This window comes from Sphingomonas bacterium (genome assembly GCF_028292945.1).
GTDB lineage: Bacteria > Pseudomonadota > Alphaproteobacteria > Sphingomonadales > Sphingomonadaceae > Sphingomonas.
Genome location: NZ_JAQGLJ010000046.1, coordinates 1 through 18,044 on the forward strand (window position 1 = coordinate 1; position 18,044 = coordinate 18,044).

The 18,044-nt window shown below is 66.4% G+C and carries 17 protein-coding genes and 1 pseudogene; 8 read left to right on the forward strand and 10 right to left on the reverse strand.

The window, feature by feature from the left end:
- Positions 1 to 48: 48 nt before the first annotated feature.
- Positions 49 to 1,182, reverse strand: coding sequence for an ABC transporter substrate-binding protein (locus tag JWN21_RS06155; protein WP_299647318.1), 1,134 nt, complete (start codon positions 1,180 to 1,182; stop codon positions 49 to 51).
- A 56-nt stretch (positions 1,183 to 1,238) separates the two neighbouring features.
- On the opposite strand from JWN21_RS06155, the gene JWN21_RS06160 reads away from it, so the two are divergent.
- The 7 genes and pseudogenes from JWN21_RS06160 to JWN21_RS06190 form a co-directional block, all read left to right on the forward strand.
- Positions 1,239 to 1,907, forward strand: a complete 669-nt coding sequence (locus JWN21_RS06160) for a response regulator transcription factor (protein WP_299647320.1) — start codon at positions 1,239 to 1,241, stop codon at positions 1,905 to 1,907.
- A 74-nt stretch (positions 1,908 to 1,981) separates the two neighbouring features.
- Positions 1,982 to 3,292 (forward strand): sensor histidine kinase, encoded by a 1,311-nt coding sequence (locus JWN21_RS06165; RefSeq protein WP_299647322.1) that lies wholly within the window; start codon positions 1,982 to 1,984, stop codon positions 3,290 to 3,292.
- A gap of 124 nt (positions 3,293 to 3,416) precedes the next feature.
- Positions 3,417 to 4,748, forward strand: a complete 1,332-nt coding sequence (locus JWN21_RS06170; RefSeq protein WP_299647324.1) for a citrate:proton symporter — start codon at positions 3,417 to 3,419, stop codon at positions 4,746 to 4,748.
- Between the two features lie 90 nt (positions 4,749 to 4,838).
- Complete coding sequence (locus JWN21_RS06175; RefSeq protein ID WP_299647326.1) at positions 4,839 to 5,234, forward strand: hypothetical protein; 396 nt, start codon at positions 4,839 to 4,841, stop codon at positions 5,232 to 5,234.
- Positions 5,235 to 5,373: 139 nt separating this feature from the next.
- On the forward strand, positions 5,374 to 6,456 hold the full coding sequence (locus tag JWN21_RS06180; RefSeq protein ID WP_299647328.1) for a carbohydrate porin: 1,083 nt from the start codon (positions 5,374 to 5,376) through the stop codon (positions 6,454 to 6,456).
- A 326-nt stretch (positions 6,457 to 6,782) separates the two neighbouring features.
- A complete protein-coding gene (locus JWN21_RS06185; RefSeq protein ID WP_299647330.1) occupies positions 6,783 to 8,123 on the forward strand; it encodes a dicarboxylate/amino acid:cation symporter in 1,341 nt (446 codons plus the stop codon).
- Positions 8,124 to 8,193: 70 nt separating this feature from the next.
- Positions 8,194 to 8,316 (forward strand): annotated as a pseudogene (locus JWN21_RS06190) (hypothetical protein); the annotation flags it as partial.
- A 114-nt stretch (positions 8,317 to 8,430) separates the two neighbouring features.
- On the opposite strand, the gene ribH reads toward JWN21_RS06190, so the two are convergent.
- The 9 genes from ribH to JWN21_RS06235 form a co-directional block, all read right to left on the reverse strand.
- On the reverse strand, positions 8,431 to 8,853 hold the full coding sequence (gene ribH, locus JWN21_RS06195) for a 6,7-dimethyl-8-ribityllumazine synthase (RefSeq protein ID WP_299647332.1): 423 nt from the start codon (positions 8,851 to 8,853) through the stop codon (positions 8,431 to 8,433).
- A gap of 154 nt (positions 8,854 to 9,007) precedes the next feature.
- Positions 9,008 to 10,138, reverse strand: a complete 1,131-nt coding sequence (gene ribB / locus JWN21_RS06200; protein WP_299647334.1) for a 3,4-dihydroxy-2-butanone-4-phosphate synthase — start codon at positions 10,136 to 10,138, stop codon at positions 9,008 to 9,010.
- Positions 10,119 to 10,745, reverse strand: a complete 627-nt coding sequence (locus tag JWN21_RS06205; protein ID WP_299647336.1) for a riboflavin synthase — start codon at positions 10,743 to 10,745, stop codon at positions 10,119 to 10,121. The genes ribB and JWN21_RS06205 overlap by 20 nt, the downstream gene beginning before the upstream one ends.
- Positions 10,718 to 11,809 (reverse strand): bifunctional diaminohydroxyphosphoribosylaminopyrimidine deaminase/5-amino-6-(5-phosphoribosylamino)uracil reductase RibD, encoded by a 1,092-nt coding sequence (gene ribD / locus JWN21_RS06210; protein ID WP_299647338.1) that lies wholly within the window; start codon positions 11,807 to 11,809, stop codon positions 10,718 to 10,720. The genes JWN21_RS06205 and ribD overlap by 28 nt, the downstream gene beginning before the upstream one ends.
- 378 nt (positions 11,810 to 12,187) lie before the next feature.
- Entirely contained in the window at positions 12,188 to 12,544 is a 357-nt protein-coding gene (locus JWN21_RS06215) for a hypothetical protein (protein ID WP_299647340.1), read from the reverse strand.
- A 102-nt stretch (positions 12,545 to 12,646) separates the two neighbouring features.
- A complete protein-coding gene (locus tag JWN21_RS06220) occupies positions 12,647 to 13,318 on the reverse strand; it encodes an energy transducer TonB (protein WP_299647342.1) in 672 nt (223 codons plus the stop codon).
- 100 nt (positions 13,319 to 13,418) lie between these two features.
- Entirely contained in the window at positions 13,419 to 14,735 is a 1,317-nt protein-coding gene (locus tag JWN21_RS06225) for a glutamate--tRNA ligase (RefSeq protein WP_299647344.1), read from the reverse strand.
- A gap of 17 nt (positions 14,736 to 14,752) precedes the next feature.
- Positions 14,753 to 15,499 (reverse strand): sulfite exporter TauE/SafE family protein, encoded by a 747-nt coding sequence (locus JWN21_RS06230; protein ID WP_299647346.1) that lies wholly within the window; start codon positions 15,497 to 15,499, stop codon positions 14,753 to 14,755.
- Positions 15,500 to 15,773: 274 nt separating this feature from the next.
- On the reverse strand, positions 15,774 to 17,411 hold the full coding sequence (locus JWN21_RS06235; RefSeq protein WP_299647350.1) for a DUF87 domain-containing protein: 1,638 nt from the start codon (positions 17,409 to 17,411) through the stop codon (positions 15,774 to 15,776).
- Between the two features lie 117 nt (positions 17,412 to 17,528).
- Here JWN21_RS06235 and JWN21_RS06240 point away from each other — a divergent pair.
- On the forward strand, positions 17,529 to 18,044 hold a 516-nt coding region (locus JWN21_RS06240), incomplete at its 3' end, for a glycosyltransferase (protein ID WP_299647348.1).

Here is an 18,044-nt window from a genome sequence, read left to right on the forward strand (position 1 = left end):
TCCGGCGTCGCTCGCCATGCAATCCGCCCGGATGGTCCCGTGGAAGCTCTAATTGGCTGGGCCGACTGACTGACCATTGCTGAAAGCGGCGCGCCACTTCGCCATCGTGCCCTTCCTGGTAAGCTGATCCTGATGCACGAGCAGCGCCGGACCGACGCGGATCGCGCGCGCCGAGCCGGCGCGAACGGCCAGTGCAGGCGGCGCGGCAACGTCGCGGCGGACGGGCGGCATGGAATGAAGGGCGAGCGCATGCTGTCCTTCCCTCGACAGCAGATAGTCCAGAAAGAGGCGCGCAGCGGACGGGTGCGCAGCGCGTGCCGGGATCACCGCGATGCGAGACATGATGAGCGTATAGTCGTGCGGCAGGACAAGGCCCAATTGCGGACTGCGCCGCATCTCGTCGGCGGCGTAGGATCCGACCACGTTGTAGCCGATCGCCGAACGGCCCGACGCGACGTCGGCGATGATTGCCTCCGTGGTGGTGAACAGTCGCGCGCGGGCGGCGCCAAGCGCACGGACGGTACGCCACAAGTCGCGCGTCGCTCCGGCATCTTGCAAGAGATACAGATAGCCGACCGCGGAACGCTGCGGGTCATAGGTCGCGACCCTGCCGCGAAGACGGACATCCGAGCGTCGCTCCAACAGCTGACGGAACTCCACGTGGCTGGTGGGAACAGAGGCGGGTGCGATCAGCCGTCGATTATAGATCATGACGATCGGCTCGGCGGTGATGCCCCAGGCCTCGTTCTTCCAGTTGGCCCATTCCGGAAGCGCCTCGCTCTCCGGCGAGGCGTAGCGCTGGGCGAAGCCGTCGTTCACCAGCTTGATCTGGAGGTCCATCGCCGAGCTCCACAACAGGTCCGCCGTCGGGCGCCCCTCCTCCAGGTCGGCCAGGAACTGCCGGTGAATTTCGCTGGAGGGCAGGTCGTGATAGGCCACGGCCACTCCGGGGTAGCGCCGGCGAAAGCCGGCGAGCAGTTCCTTCACCTGGCCTGCGTCCGTCGTCGACCAGATGTCGAGCCGCCTCTCCCTTCGGGCGGCAGCAATCACGTCCGCATAGCTTGCGTCGTAGCCGGCAGGCACTTCCGGATTGGGCCGCGGCGCGCATCCCGCCATTGCAGCGACAACGAGCATTGTCGCGAGTGACCGGGTCGCACGTGCGATCGACATGATCCACGTCATCTGACCATCTTCGACTGGACTTGCGCCCTGTCAATGCCGCAGATGACGCGGAGATTATGGCCCGTATCCTGCTGATCGAGGACGACCCCTCACTTGCGCGCGGCATCGCCGGCATGCTGCGCGTCACCGGCCACGTCATGGACATCGCCTCGGATGGCGAGACGGGGCTGATGATGTTGGATGGTGAGCCGTTTGCGCTCGTGATCCTGGACCTTGGGCTACCGGACATATCCGGCCTTGAGGTGCTGCGCCGCCTGCGACGCGCGGGAAACAAGACGCCGGTACTGGTCCTCACCGCGCGTGACGCCCTCGATGACAGAGTAGGCGGGCTCGACGCTGGCGCGGACGACTACCTTCTCAAGCCGTTTGAGCCGACAGAGCTCGAGGCACGCATCCGCGCATTGCTGCGCAGATCCGAGGGAGAGGCATCGCCGATCATCGCGGTTGGATCCTTGACGATCGACACTTCGCGGGGCGTGGCGACCATCAACGGGCGGCCGCTCGAGCTGCGGCGGCGCGAATGGGCCGTACTTGAAAGATTGGCTTTCCGTGCAGGCAAGGTAATCTCAAAGGAGCGGCTTAATTCCGAAGTATTTGGCTATGACGAACCGGTCGCGCCCAATGCGATCGAGGTGTATGTCGCGCGGCTTCGCCGGAAACTGGAACCCGACGGTCCCTCCATCCGCACGATCCGGGGGCTTGGCTACGTGCTGGATCCGTTGTGAGCGGCGCGACGCAACAACACGGGCAAGAAAGCCGGTCGTTGGCCGTTCGCCTGCTAGTCGGAATGGCATTACCCATGGTCGCGCTTGCAGTAATACTGGGTTTTGGCGGCGCTTGGGCAATCAGTGAGACCGTTGAAACGGTGAACGACCGCATCCTGAGCGCGGCGTCACGCGCGATGGCGGAGTCACTGTCGGTGGAGGATGGGGCTATTGCCCTGGAGCTATCGCCGGCGATCTTCGGCATGTTGGAGAGCACCGCGCGGGACAACGTCTATTACAGCGTGCGTCACCGCGGACGAGTGCTGACTGGCTATGCCGATCTCCCCAGCATCGCGCCGCCGGGATTGGCGGACACCGAAGTGGCATTCGGCACGGGACGCTATCTCGGACGCGACATCCGGATCGTTGCGGAGGCGCGCAGCCTCCCGCAGATCTCGGGGCCGGTACTGATCGAAGTGGCCGAGACGCTCGATACCCGGGAGCGCACCGCGAGGCAGATGCTTATTGCGCTCGCGCTGCTTGAAGCAGCTCTGGTTGGTGCGGCGGCCATCATGCTGCCGCTTGCCGTGCGTTGGGGTCTAGGCCCAGTGGCGCAGGTGCGCGACGAGATGGATCGCCGTGGGGCAGCCGACCTGACCCCGCTCTCACTGACTTCGGTGCCGCGCGAACTGCGCGACCTTGTCAGGGCGTTCAACGCTATGCTGGGACGTCTCGACGCGAGTGTAACCGGTATCCGTCGCTTCACGGCCGACGCCTCGCATCAGATGCGCACACCGCTGTCGATCCTGCGCACGCATGTGGAACTGCTGCGCCGGACGGCGCCCGGCAGTGCCGAGGCAACCGCCTCGATCGACGACATCGATCAGGCAAGCGAACGGCTCCGCCAGTTGCTCGTGCAGTTGCTGACGCTGGCGCGCGCCGACGCTGCCGGGCCCAGTACGGTCGCGCTGGTACCGACCGATCTCAACGAGGTCGCCGCCGCCGCCGCCAGCGAATGCGCTCTCGCCGCAGTGCGCGCGAACATAGAGCTGGTGTTTTCGCCCGCAACGCGACGTCCGGCGCTGATTCCAGGCAACGCTGCGCTTGCGGGCGAGCTCGTCTTGAACATCATCGACAACGCGATCCGCTACAACCGGGCCGGCGGCACCGTGACGGTGGAGGTGGGCCATCGGTCGATCGCGATCGAGGATGACGGCCCGGGGATCGCGCCTGAGGATCGGGAGCGCGCGTTTACGCGGTTCACGCGGCTCAATCGTGGTTCGGACGTGCCCGGGAGCGGGCTGGGGCTGCCCATTGCCCGTTCGCTGGCCGAGGCGATCGGCGCCGAGATCGAATTGCGTTCCCCCGCGAGTGGCAGGGGCTTGCGCGTGCTGGTGCGCTTCTAAGCCCCTGACAGTTGGATGACAGCTTCGCCCCGCTACATCGCTGCAACAGGCGTGGGTCGATGTGCATCGACGTGGGTCTGATCGGCGAGTCGGAGCCAACCGGCGGCCACCACGGGGAGTGATCATGCTGTCGTTTCTGGCCTTCGCGATGGTCGCGACATTCATGACGCTGATCATGACCAAGCGGCTGTCCGCGATCGTGGCGCTGATTCTGATTCCCGTGTTGTTCGCGCTGCTGGCGGGCGTCACGGCGGGCATCGACGTCACCGACCTCGGCAAGATGATGATGGACGGCGTGACGGAGCTCGCGCCGACGGGCGTGATGCTGGTCTTTGCGATCCTGTTCTTCGGGTTGATGATCGATGTCGGCCTGTTCGATCCGATGATCGCCGTGATTGTGAAGTTGGTGCATGGCGACCCGGTACGGATCCTGGTCGGAACTGCCGTCTTGGCATTGTTGGTGTCGCTCGACGGCGACGGCACCACCACCTACATGATCACCACGGCGGCGATGCTGCCGCTGTACCGCCACATGAAGATGGACGTTCGCATGCTGGCGTGCATCGTCATCATGGCCGGCGCGGTGATGAACATCCTGCCTTGGGGCGGCCCGACCGCGCGGGTGATGAGCGCGCTGAAGCTCGACGCCGGTCAGGTCTTCGTGCCGCTGATTCCGGCGATGGCGGCGACCGCCGGCTGGGTGCTGTTCGTCGCCTATCGGTTCGGGCTGCGCGAGCGGATGCGTCTCGCGAAACTGCCGGCCGACGCGATCGACGAGACGGCCAGCGCAAGCGAGATCATCGCCGAAGATGACAAAAGCCATGTTGAGGCGCGCAAGCCCAAGCTGTTCTGGTTCAACCTGGCGCTGACGGCCGGGCTGCTGGTCGCGCTGATCATGGGCTGGCTGCCGCTCGCGGTGCTGTTCATGCTCGCCTATGCGGTCGCTATCACCGTCAACTTTCCGTCGTTGCAAGCGCAGCGCGAGCGGCTGGCCGCACATGCCGGCAACGCGCTCGCGGTGGCCGGACTGGTGTTCGCAGCCGGCATCTTCACCGGCATCCTGTCGGGCACGAAGATGGTCGACGCCATGTCGGCGTCGGTGATCGCGGCGATCCCCCCCGCCTGGGGGCCCTACATGGCGCCGATAACCGCGCTGATCAGCGCCCCGTTCACCTTCTTCATCTCCAATGACGCGTTCTACTTCGGTATGCTGCCTATCCTGGCAGAGACCGGTGCCGCGTACGGTGTCAGCGCGGAGGCGATCGGCCGCGCATCGTTGGTTGGCCAGCAGGTCCACCTGCTCAGCCCGCTGGTCGCCTCGACCTATCTGCTGGTCGGGTTCGTCGGCATCGAGTTTGGCGAGCACCAGAGGTTCACGATGAAATGGGCACTGGGATCGTTCCTGGTGTTTTTCGCGGTGTCGCTGCTGCTCGGCATAATTCCGATCCGGGCTTAGGCACGTGCCGAAAAGAAACACTCGTAGAGAGAGGATGTCATGAGGAACGAAACATTGCGGCAAGTGCGACGGTGGCACCTGTACGTGGGCATGTTCTTTGCGCCGATGCTGCTGCTATTCGCGGTCAGCGGCGCGTTTCAGACTTTCCGCCTCAACGAACCCAAGGGGTGGGGCGGCCGCCCTCCGCAAGTCCTGGTGTGGATAGGTGCGATCCATAGGGATCAGACGCCGCCCGATCCGGTCGAGGTCGAGCAGCAGGCCGCTAAATACGCGGCATCGCTTCGCGCCGGCGGTGGCCCAAAAGCATCGCATACCGCGGTTCTGATCATGAAACTGTTCGTCGTACTCGTCTCGTTGGGCATGGCCGTGTCGATTGTTCTCGGCATGATCATCGCGTTCGCCAGCCGGGTGACGCGGCGGCCGGCCGCGATGGCCTTCGCGGCCGGTGCGGCGCTCCCGTTCGTGCTGATCCTCGCGCAAACATGAGCTCGCGCCCGGTCACCGGAGCGGGAGGCCCCTCCCGGAGCCGATGGCGGTGCGGCGGCGCTTTCGTCCGATCGATCGCAGGCCGGATCGGGTGAAAGCACCGTTGCCGCACTGGCCGGCGGTTGTCCTGACCTGCCTAGTGGCTCTGCCCTGCCCCGCGGCGGCGCAGCCGGTGGTGAAGCCGGCGCTGCTGGTGACGACCGACGCGCTGACGAACGTTGCGGGCGGGCTGGCACACGGTGGCGACGTCCTGACCAAGATCGACGCCTCGCTATCCTTCGATGGCTATCGAAGCGGTGCGCGCGGATGGACCGGACACGTCTCCGTCCAGCATGTCAGCGGCCGGTTCAGCGATCGCTTCGTCGGCGATGCGCAGGTCGTCAGCAATATCGAGGCGACCGGCGCGCTGCGGCTGTTCGAAGGTTGGGTCGGCTATGCCGCGAGCGACAGGCTGACATTCAAGGCTGGCCTCATCGACCTGAACTCGGAATTCGACCAGCAGGAAGCCGGCAAGCTGTTCCTGAATGCTTCGCACGGCATCGGTGCCGACTTCTCCCAGACCGGCGAGAACGGTCCGTCAATCTTCCCTACAGCGGCGGGCGCGGTGTTTGTCCGGTACGCGACGGGGAACTGGACGGTCCGGCTTGGTGCTTTCGACGGGGTTGCGGGCAGCCCCACCCACCCGCGCCGGACGGTGGCGAGCTTTCCGGGCAGACGCGGCGGGTTGCTGATCGGCGAGGTGGCGCGCGCGATCGGCAGAGGTCACGGGCAGATTGGGGTCTGGACCTACACGTCCCGCTTTGACCACCTCGATAAGGCCTCCAGATCACGCCGCGGCAATCATGGCGGCTATGCGCTGCTCCAACAGCGCATCCTCGATTTCAGCGACGAGCGCGGCATCGACCTGTGGGTTCGCGCCGGCGCCGCCAATCCCAAGATCAACACGATCGCCGTCTACGCAGGCGGTGGCATGGTCGCCGACCTGAAGCTTGTGCGGCTTGGCATCGGGGTCGCCCATGCGCGCACCGGCAGAACGGCGCGGATGCTCACCCCTCTCGAGCGTGCCGAGACCTCGACCGAGCTAACGGCCGCGTTCAGGCTTAACGATCACGTTCATGTGCAGCCTGAGCTGCAATGGATCGTCAACCCGTCCTGGCGGCAGGATCTCGGGGACGCGGTAGTCCTGGGCCTGCGCGTGATCCTAAGCTCGTTCGATACCTAACAAGGAAGTACCGGATTGTTTCGAACCAAATGGACTGGTCGGAGAGCGGAGCAGGCGTCGGGGACATACATGCCCGGCTCACGCACGCCCGCACTCCGTTGCGAAGAGCGGGATGCCTTGGGTCGGCAACGGATCATTGATCAGAAACGGACCGCGCACCGGGTGCCGAGGCGCTCGCCAGCGTCCCCTTCTATTGCCACCTTCATGTCCGGGTCCCGGCGGCGATCGTTGCCGGAGTGCTGCTGGGTCACTTTCCTCCATCATGCACCATTTGGGAACCGTCCACGGAGAGGCGGAGCCTGCGTCGGGAGGATGAAGGCAAGCTCATGATCATCATTCCAACCTCCGGAGCGCTTGCGCCGCCACCCGCGTCCAGGCCCTGGTACGCCCAGCTTTATCTCCAGGTGCTCGCCGCGATCGTCGCCGGTGTCCTGCTGGGCCATTTCGCGCCCGCCACTGGGGAGGCGCTCAAGCCGCTGGGCGATGCCTTCATCAAACTCGTGAAGATGGTCATCGCACCCGTCATCTTCCTGACGATCGTCACCGGCATCGCGGGCATGCGCGACCTAAAGTCGGTCGGGCGCGTAGCAGGCAAGGCATTCGCCTATTTTCTCTTCTTCTCGACGCTCGCGCTGATCATCGGCATGATCGTCGCCAACGTCGTGCGACCGGGCGCGGGGCTCAACATCGACCCGGCGACGCTCGATGGGTCCAAGGTAAGCGAATTCGCGGCCAAGGCGCACGATACGACGCTCACTGGTTTCCTGACCGGCATCATCCCGGACACGTTCCTGTCGTCGATGACCGAGGGTAACATTCTGCAGGTCCTGTTCGTGTCGATCATGTTCGGCGTGTCGCTCGCGCTGATCGGTGACCGTGGGGCCAAGGTGCTTGAGTTGCTGGACGACGTCTCGATCGCCTTCTTCAAGCTCGTCGGCATCGTGATGAAGGCGGCGCCAATCGGCGCATTCGGCGCGATGTCATTCACGATCGGCAAGTACGGCGTCGGCGCGCTCGCCAATCTGGCCTTCCTCGTCGGCACCTTCTACTTCACCTCGCTACTGTTCGTGATCGTCGTGCTGGGCGTTGTCGCCCGGCTCTGCGGCTTTTCGATCTTCAAGCTGATCGGCTATCTCAAGGCCGAGCTGCTGCTCGTACTCGGCACCTCGTCGTCCGAGAGCGCCTTGCCGAGCCTGATCGAGAAGATGGAGCGCGCGGGCTGCCCGAAGTCGATCGTCGGGCTGGTCGTTCCGACCGGCTACAGTTTCAACCTCGACGGCACCAACATCTACATGACCCTCGCGGCGCTGTTCATCGCCCAGGCGTGCAACGTCGACCTGACGCTGGGGCAACAGCTGTTGCTGCTCGGCGTCGCGATGCTGTCGTCCAAGGGCGCGGCGGGAGTGACCGGCGCGGGGTTCATCACGCTCGCCGCGACGCTGTCGATCGTGCCGTCGGTGCCGGTCGCGGGCATGGCGCTGATCCTCGGCATCGACCGGTTCATGTCGGAATGCCGCAGCCTGACCAACTTCATCGGCAACGCTGTGGCCACGGTGGTCGTCACGCGGTGGGAGGGCGCGCTTGATCGAGACCAATTCGACGCCGCGCTGGCCGGTCGGCTTGGCCCCGTTGAGGATCTGCCCAAAGGCGTCGTCGCCGCCGAATAGTCTCCCGTCCCCCAGGCCCGCAGGAGGGGATCATTGATCATGACATCGCGGCTTAAGTCTCATGCCGCGGATGCTGCCCCTGGTATACACCCCGACAGTCGGTGAGGGCTGCGAGCGGTTCAGCGAGATCTGGCGGCGACCGCGTGGGCTGTTCCTGAGCTATGCCAACCGCCACCGCATCGCCGGGATCGTGTCGAACCCTGCGCTTGTCTCACTTCAGCTTGCAGGCTCTTCAGTCGTCGCCTGCGGGAGAGCCCCTCCGTCACGCCGCTCGCGCCGCGCGCCACCTCCCTTCAACGGGGAGGATTTAACCCGAAAACCGCTCCCGCAACCCCAGCATCGCCAGCGCCGCCAGCGCCGCGCCGCCGCCCTTGTCCCCTCGCGCGGGGTCGGCACGTGCCAGCGCCTGCGCTTCGTTCTCCACCGTCAGCACGCCGTTGCCGACCGCGAGGCCGTCGAGCGTCAACGCCATGATCCCGCGCGCGCTCTCGCCCGCGACGACCTCGAAATGGTACGTCTCGCCGCGGATCACCACGCCAAGCGCGACATAGGCGTCGTACCGATCCGAATCGGCCGCCAGCGAGATCGCGCCGGGCAACTCCAGCGCGCCGGGCACCGTCACCACTTCGCAGCTATGCCCAGCCCCCTCGATCGCGGCGCGCGCGCCGGCGATCAGCAGGTCGTTGAGATGATCGTAGAACCGCGCCTCGGCGATCAGGATATGGGCCATGTGTTCCTCCTAGATCCTCCCCGTGTACGGGGAGGGGTACTGCTCGCCGAAGGCGGGTGGTGGAGGGGGCTCTCCACGCGTGCCGCCCTCGATCGAGAAGCCCCTCCGTCACACGGCTTACGCCGCGCGCCACCTCCCCGCAAACGGGGAGGATCTAGCCGATCGCCCGCTCACCCACGATGCTCAAGCCATACCCGTCCAGCCCCACCAGCGTGTGGTGCGTGTTGGTGAGCAGCACCATCTCCTCCACCCCCAGCTCGGTCAGGATCATCGCGCCGACGCCATAGTCGCGCAGCTCCTCCATGTCCGGTTTGCGCGTACCCGCCTTGGCCTGCAGCGCGACGGTGAACTGGTCCGCGCGCGGGCGATTGATGACCACGATGACGCCCGCCCCTTCCGCGCCGATGATCTCCATCGACCGGTGCAACAGGTCGCCGCGCTCACCCTCCTCGCCGAAGATGTCGGCAAAGGTCGACAGCGCGTGCATCCGCACCAGCGTCGGCTTGCTCGGGTCGACGCGCCCCTTGACCAGCGCGATCTGTTCGGAGCCGGTCGCCTTGTTCCAGAAGGTCAGCGCGGTCCACTCGCCGCCCCAGCGGCTGGTGAACTTCGCCTCCGCGCGCTTCTCGACCAGGTGGTCGTAGCGGCGGCGATAGGCGATCAGGTCGCGGATCGTGCCGATCTTGAGATTGTGGAGCTGGGCGAAGGCGACGAGGTCGTCCAGCCGCGCCATCGTGCCGTCCTCGTTCATGATCTCGCAGATCACGCCCGAGGGATTTAGTCCGGCGAGCCGCGACACATCCACCGCCGCCTCGGTATGCCCGGTCCGCACCAGCACGCCGCCGTCGCGCGCGACCAGCGGAAAGACATGGCCGGGCGTCACGATCTCGTCGCGACCCTTGCCCGCGTCGATCGCCACCGCGACCGTACGCGCGCGATCGGCGGCGGAGATGCCCGTCGTCACGCCATCGCGTGCCTCGATGCTGGTCGTGAACGCAGTCTCGAACTGCGTGCCGTTGTTGCGGCTCATCAGCTCCAGCCCGAGCTCCTCGACCCGCTTCTTCGTGAGCGCCAGGCAGATCAGCCCGCGGCCGTGCTTGGCCATGAAGTTGATCTTCTCAGGGGTGGCCATCTGCGCGGGGATGACCAGATCGCCCTCGTTCTCGCGATCCTCGTCATCGACCAGGATGAACATGCGGCCGTTCTTGGCCTCGTCGATGATCTCCTCGGGCGACGACAGGAAGCCGTGGCGCAGACGCGAAAGCTCAATCGGTTTTGCGGGCACGATAGGCCTCCATGCGTTGCAGATAGCGCGCGAGCACGTCGATTTCGATGTTGACCGCCTGCCCGGCTTCCAGCTCGCCCAGCGTGGTCATCGCCTGCGTGTGCGGAATGACGTTGATCGAGAAATGAGTGCCGTCATCGCCGTCACGGACTTCGTTGACCGTCAGCGACACGCCGTCGACGGTGACCGAACCCTTGGGCGCAATGAACGGGGCGAGTTCACGCGGCAGCCGGATGCCGATGCGCCGCGAGTCCCCCTCCGGGCAGACACCCACGACATCCCCGACGCCGTCGACATGACCGGTGACGATATGCCCGCCCAGCTCGTCGCCGACCTTCAGCGCGCGCTCCAGGTTCAGCCGCTTGCCCTCGCTCCACTGTCCCTGCGCGGTGCGGGACAGCGTCTCGCCGGACACATCGACCGCGAACCATTGCGGGCCCCCAGGACCGGATTTGTCGACAACGGTCAGGCACACGCCCGAACAGCTGATCGACGCGCCGAGATCGACGGTGGCGGTGTCGTAGGCGGTGGCGACCACGACGCGCGTATCGCCGCGCGTCTCCACCGAGCGGATATGGCCTATGTCGGAGACGATTCCGGTGAACATCGGTTGCGCATGTAGACCTCCAGCCGGTCCGCGCCAAGCTGACGCTCGTCGAGCAATCGCCAGCGCCCATGCGCCTCGCCCAGCGACCCAAGCCCGATGTCGCCGATCGCCGCCAGCCCGCCGCCGATCAGCACCGGCGCACGATACAGCAGCAACCGGTCGACCAGGTCCGCGCGCAGGAACGCGGCTGCGGTCCGTGCTCCGCCCTCGACGAGCAGGTGATCGCCGGGCAGCGTCGCGACCTGAGTTGGATCGCTTATCCAGAGTACTTCGTCACCCCCGACCCGATCCGGGGTCCAGCGCGGTTCCGCGCGCAACGCGTCCTCGTTGAGCACCGCGCCTGCATCGGGCCTGGATGCCGGGTCAGGCCCGGCATGACGAGACGACGACAGCACCACCCGCCGGGGCGACCGTCCCTCCAGCCCCGCCAGCCGCACGTCCAGCGCCGGCGCATCCGCCTCCCACGTCCCCCGCCCGACCAGGATCGCCTCGTGCCGGCTCCGCTCCCCATGCGCGTGCGCCCGCGCCTCCGGTCCCGTGATCCACCGGCTCTCGCCCGACGCCATCGCGATGCAGCCATCCAGCGACGTCGCCAGCTTGCACGTCACGAACGGCCGCCCCAGCGCCTGCCGGGTCAGGAACCCCGCCATGCTCCGCGCCGCGTCCTCCGCGCGCACGCCCGCGACGACCTCGACGCTCGCGTCGCGCAGCCGCGCCATGCCGGACCCATCGGTGCGCGCGTCGGGATCGCGCATCGCGACGACGACGCGCGCCACGCCAGCGTCGATCAGCAGGTCGGCGCACGCCGGCCCGCGCGCGGAGCGATGCGCGCACGGCTCCAGCGTCGTGTAGACCGTGGCTCCCCGCGCCGCCGCGCCGGCCTGATCCAGCGCCATCGCCTCGGCATGCGGCCGCCCCCCCGGCTGGGTCCAACCGCGTCCGACGACGGTCGCGTCGCGCACGATCACGCACCCGACACCGGGATTGGGCGCCGTTGTCCCCCGCCCCCGCTCCGCCAGCGCGAGGGCCACGCCCATCCAGCGGTGGTCATGGGGCTTCAACATGGCGAAGGACTTAGCGCAACGATCGGAAGAACCGAACCCGTCTCCGGCGACCTGCCCTCCCCGGCGGATCCCCGCGACGGCTTCTCCCTTCCCCGGCGTAAGCGGGGGCCCAGTCGGCCATGCCGGACACAATCAAGCCACCGCAGTGCCGAGCCAATAGCTATCCCGCGCCTGGAGAGTGAAGCCCTCCCCCAGACCATTGCGCAGCTTTCCCCCCGGCGCGGCCGACCGGGCCCCGGCTTCCGCCGGGGAAGGCGGGTAGCAGCTCGGCTCGGTGTCCAATCTCAAGTCGCGGCGGATGCAGCACCCGGCGATGTGAGCCGTCCGCGCATGCCGGTGTGGATCGTCGCTGCGCTACGCTCCCTCACCCGCTGCGCGTCAGATCCCGTATTTCTTCAGCTTGTCGTCGATCTTCTTGAACTTCAGCCGCTGCTCTTCCTGCAGCCGCTTCTCCTCGGCGATGCGGCGCGTCTGTTCGATGCCGTCGATCTTCTGCTGCGCGACGATTTCGGCATCCGTGCGGTCCAGCCGCCATTGCTGCACATAGATGATCTCGCGCTTATACTCCTTTTCGCGATAGCTTTCGACATACAGCGCCCACAGCGTCAGCGCGGTGGTGGCCAGCGCCAGCAGCAGGAACAGCAACTGGTGCGGCTCGCCCAGCTTCCCGAAGAAATAGCGGACATCGGCCCACGCCCCGCCCGGCTGGATCTTCTTGAGCGTTTTCGGGATCATGAGAAGTAGATAATGCCGCTTGCGGCGGTCCGCTACCCTTCCCTCTCCCGCAAGCGGGAGAGGGACAGCCGCCAAAGGCGGCAGGGTGAGGGTCCGCGCCGCCTACCTTTCGCCGTCGATCCGGAACCGCACCGTCATGGTCTTCCAGCTCTCGTAAGCGACCCCGTCGCGCGTCGCCGGCGTGAACCGCCACTTCGTCAGCGCGCGGCTCTCCGTCGCACGCCAGAACGCGTCGCTGGGCGCGGTCAGCCGCTCCACCTGTCGCACGCGCCCGTCGCTGCCGATCAGCACGCGCAGCGTCACCACGCCCTCGTTGCCCGCGCGCTGCTCGGTGGCAGGGTAGATCGGCTGGAAGTCGCGCGCGTAGCGCGGGTCGACGCCCGCCCCCGTCAACACCGCAGGCGTCGGCACCGGCTTGGGCGGTTCGATCACCGCGCTGCCCGTGCCCTCGATGATGCCGGGTTCGAAGGTCGCGACGGGATCGGCCGGCTTGAACACCGGCTGCTCGGTCTGGGTCGGCACCGGCACGCGCGGCTCGACGACGACGGGGGTGCGGGCTTTCGGCTCGACCTCGGGCTTCGGCTTGGGGTGGGGCGGCGGTGGCGGCGTCTCCGGTGGTACCGTGTACGTCTGCAAGGGCGGGTCGGCTTTATCGATTTCCGTGATGACCGTGCCAGCCAGCAACGCCGCGGCGATCAACCCGCCGACGATGCTTACCGACAGGCTGAGGCTAGCGGGGTCGAGCTTTCCGGACTGATAGCGATTCGCGTACATCCTCTTGTCTCCTGTGACGAAGGGTCCCCGCATCGGATCTGCCGCCCGACTCAGGTAACACTATAACATCACAGCTTGAGAACGGTTGCAAGCGCCGTCGTCAGCTCAGCCGCGCCACCGCCCGCTCGCGTCCGATCAGTGGCAACAGCGCCGCCATGTCCGGCCCGTGGTCCATTCCCGTCAACGCGCGCCGCAGCGGCAGGAACAATGCCTTGCCCTTGCGCCCGGTCCGCTCCTTCAACGCGGCGGTCAGCGCATGCCACGGGTCGCCCTCCCACGGCATCGCCGCCGCGACCTCGGCCGCCATCGCCAAATACTCGCGGTCCTCCTCGACGGCCGCGACCGGCCCCTCGATCACCCGCCACCAGACCGCCGCATCCGCGACCCGCTCCAGATTGGGCCTGACCGCGTCCCACGCCGCCTCGCCCATCCCCGCCGGCAGCCGCTCCGCGACATCGCCAAAGCTCAGCTGATGCACGACCCGCGCATTGACCTGCGCCAGTTCCGCTTCGTCGAACTTAGCCGGCGCCCGCCCCAACTTAGCGAAGGCAAAACCATCGACCAACGGGCCAATTTCGACCAGCGGCTCCACCGCATCGCTCGTCCCCAACCGCGCCAGCAACGCCCGCAACGCCGCCGGCTCGATCCCAGCATCACGGAAATGCTCGACCCCCAGCGATCCCAGCCGCTTCGACAACTTGCCCTCCGACCCGGTCAGCAGCGCCGCATGCGCGAAGCGGGGCGGCGTCGCGCCCATCGCCTCGAACATCTGCAGCTGCAGGGCCGTGTTCGACACATGATCCTCGCCGCGCAGCACATGCGTGATGCCCAGCTCCACATCGTCGATAGCCGACGGCAGCATGTACAGCCACGACCCATCCGCGCGTCGCACCACCGGATCGCTCATCGTCGCCGGATCGAACAGCTGCAAGCCCCGGATCAGGTCGTCCCATTGCAGCGCGCGGCCGTGATCGAGCCGAAAACGCCAGTGCGGCTTCACACCGTCCGCCTCCAGCCGCGCCCGCTCGCCATCGCCCAATGCCAACGCCGCGCGATCGTAGATCGGTGGCAGCCCGCGCCCCAGCAGCACCTTGCGCCGAAGGTCCAACTCCTGCGCGCTTTCATATGCGGGGTAGATGCGCCCTGCCTCGACCAACGCGGCAAAGCGCGCTTCGTACCGATCGAACCGTGCCGACTGCCGCTCCTCCGCATCAGGCACGATCCCGAACCAGGCGAGATCGTCCCGGATCGCGTCGGCGTATCGCGCCTCTGACCGCTCTTGATCGGTATCGTCGAGGCGCAGGAGGAAACGGCCGCCCTGCTGACGGGCGAACAGCCAGTTCCGCAACGCCTGTTGCAGATTGCCGACATGCAGCCGCCCGGTGGGCGACGGCGCGAAACGGGTCACGACGGTCATGGCCCGGCGCTAGAACGTCAGGCGTAGGCGCGCCAGAAAAACACGGCCGTGGTGACGCCGGTGACCAGCAGCGTCCATGCGCGAACCGCGCGCGCCGGCAGCCGCTTTCCCACCTTCGCCCCGACCCAGCCACCCGCGATCGCGCCGAGCAGCATCGGGACGCACGCCGCCCAAGCCACCAGCCCGAACGCGACGAACACCCCCGCTGCAGCAAGGTTCGCGATCCCCAGCATCGTTACGCGTGGCGCGAACAGTGCGCGCGGGCTCACCCCGGCGAGCAGCCCATAGACAGCTGTGGTCATCAAACCGACGCCGCCACCAAAATAGCCGCCATAGACGCCCAGAAGCGCCTGTGCGCCGATCAGCGTCGGTCGGCCGATCGTCACGCGATCGTGCAGCCAGTCCGTCGCGTGTTTGCCGAAAGCGATGATAACGAACGCGAACAACAGCAGCCAGGGGATGATCAGGTCGAACGCGCGCGTCGGCGTCGCCACCAGCAGCAGGCTGCCGACTAGCGCCGACGCGAAGGTGATGGCGCCCAGCAGCCGCCAGTCCACGCCACCGACCGGCCCCAGTTCGTCGCGAAACGCCCAGGCGCTGGTCGCAGCCCCAGGCAACAGCGCGACGTTGGAGGTCGCATTGGCGACGTTTGCCGGCAGCCCCAAGGCAATCAGGGCGGGCAGCGTCGCGAAGGTACCGCCGCCCGCGAGCGCGTTCATTGCCCCGCCTACCAGCCCGGCGGCGAGGGGAAGGGTGATCGTCATGGGGTCCATCGCAGGACATTAGCGTCTCGCGCGCGCCACGGCCAACAGCGCGCATTTCGGTGTCCTACAAGGCGGCGGCTGTGCCATCACCCGCCCATTGGCTAGCCCCGTTATTTAACGATGACGAACACCGACCGCGCCGGCACACGCGAAATGTGTTCCGGGCATGAGTCCGGCATCCGTGAATCAATCGTGTTTGCGACACCTTTGGGAACTTTGAATGTCCAAAGCGTCGCTCGCGGCAAATGCGTCGCGTGCGGGATCGGAATGAGGGTTATTTCCCCTGCGCGCGCCACTTAGCAATAGTTCGCGCGATGATCTGATCCTCGCCGCCGGTCTCGCGCCAGAGCTGCGAGAAGAGTGGATCGCCCGAGGCGGGACGCTTCTCCTCCGCCAGCCCGTCGAAGCAGACGCGGATCGGGATGGTGACGCCTTCTCCGCAGATGATGCACTCGCGGTTGCGCAGCGCTGGGATCGAATCGAGGAAACCGCGCGCACCTTCTGGCATTGCGGCGCGGACGAAGGCCTGGTCGCGGTCGTTGTTGAGGCGCATCGCGATGATCGTGCCGCATTGCGACAGCACGCCCTCCGCCAGATCGGATGGCCGCTGCGTGATCAGCCCGAGCGAGACGCCGTATTTGCGCCCCTCCTTCGCGATCCGGCCAAGGATGCGGCCGACCGAACTGGCGTTGTCGTTGCCCGCAGGAATATACCGGTGCGCCTCCTCGCAGACGAGCAGGATCGGGCGCTTGGGCTCGTTGCGGCTCCAGATCGCGAAGTCGAACGTCATGCGGCTGAGCACCGCGACCACCACGGCGGTGATATCCGACGGCACGCCCGACACGTCGACGATCGAGATCGGCTTGCCGTCGCCGGGCAGCCGGAAGATGCGTGCAAGAAAGCTTGCCATGGTATCGGCGACCAGCATGCCGGAGAACATGAACCCGTAGCGCGGATCGGCCTTGATCTCGTCAATCTTGGTTCTCAGACGCAGGTAAGGCGCGGTGTCGCCCGCCCGATCCATCTTGCCCATTTCCAGCCCAATCAGGTTGGTAAGGTCGGACAGCATGTACGGGATCGGCGCATCGACCGTCAGCTTGGCGATCTCCTGACCCAACCGGCTCTTGTGCTTGGCCATCAGCAGGCATTTGGCGAGGATGTCGGCATCGATCTGCCGCTCGGACCCGCTGGTGGTAAGGAAGACCTCGCAATGCTCCTCGAAGTTCATCAACCAATAGGGCAATTGAAGGTTGTTGACGTCAAACAGCGCACCATTGCCCTTGAACGCGGCGGAATATTCGCCGTGCGGGTCGATCATGATGATGTGGCCCTGCGGCGCGAGCTCGCAAATCCGATGCAGGATCAACGCGGCACTGGTCGACTTACCCGTGCCGGTCGAGCCGACCAGCGCGAAATGCTTGCCCAACATGGCGTCGACGTAGAGCGCGGCGCGGATGTCGCGCGTCGGGTACACCGTGCCGACGCTGATATGCGCGCGATCGTCGGCGGCATAGACCTGCTTCAGATCCGCCGTGGTGACCGGGTACACCTCTGCGCCCGGGGTGGGGTAGCGGGTCACGCCGCGGCGGAAATTGTAGAGCTTGCCGGTCAGCCGCTCCTCGTCCCCTTCGCCCAGAAAATCGATCTCGGCGGCGATCATTGTGCCGCTCGTGTCCTGCAGCCTTAGCGAGCGCACATTGGCGACGATCCACGCCGCGCCGACGCGCATCTTGACCTGCCCCCCTACCTGGCCGGCGCTCGCGACGACCGGGTCGACGTCGTTTGCGCCGGCCGCAAGCGAAGCACGGTCGAGCAGGATGGTGCTCGCCGAACCCGCGATTGACAACACCGCCCCTACCGCTTGCGTCAACGACGGTGGCGGCACCGATTCCAATGGCGAGAAGCGCGGCATTTCAGTCATGGTCGGGTCAGCCTGGGAAACACGAATGTCGGCCTAACGAAGTGACGTTAAGAACCCGTAAGGCAGTCGCTTTTTTTGCATCTCTCTCTGCTTGCGCCGTTGGCGAGCTTGAACGATGAAGACGGCATCGATGTCGGACGACGACATGCGGCGGGGGCGCTGGAAGTGATCGACACGGTGGCGCGCGAGTTGATGCTTTTTGCCGCGGTCGGACTACTGATCGGGGGGCTTGACGACGTAGCGGTCGACCTTGTGTTCTGGACCCGTCGCCTGCTTCGCGCACGGCGACCGCTCACACTCGCCACGCTGCCCGGCGCGCCACCGATGCGGTTCGCCATCTTGGTGCCGACCTGGGACGAAGCGCCGGTGATCGGCGCGATGCTGGCGACCATGCTGCAGCGGTTCGGGCCAGGTGATTACCGCGTCTTCGTGGGCGTCTACCCCAACGACCTCGCCACCGCCGCCGCCGTTCGCATGGTTACGGACGAACGGGTCAATACCGTGGTCGGCGCGCGCTCTGGCCCCACAACGAAGGCGGCCAATCTCAACCAGATCTGGCGCGCGTTGATCGACAACTGGGACCCCGACGCGGTTATCATCCACGATGCGGAAGATTTGGTCCAC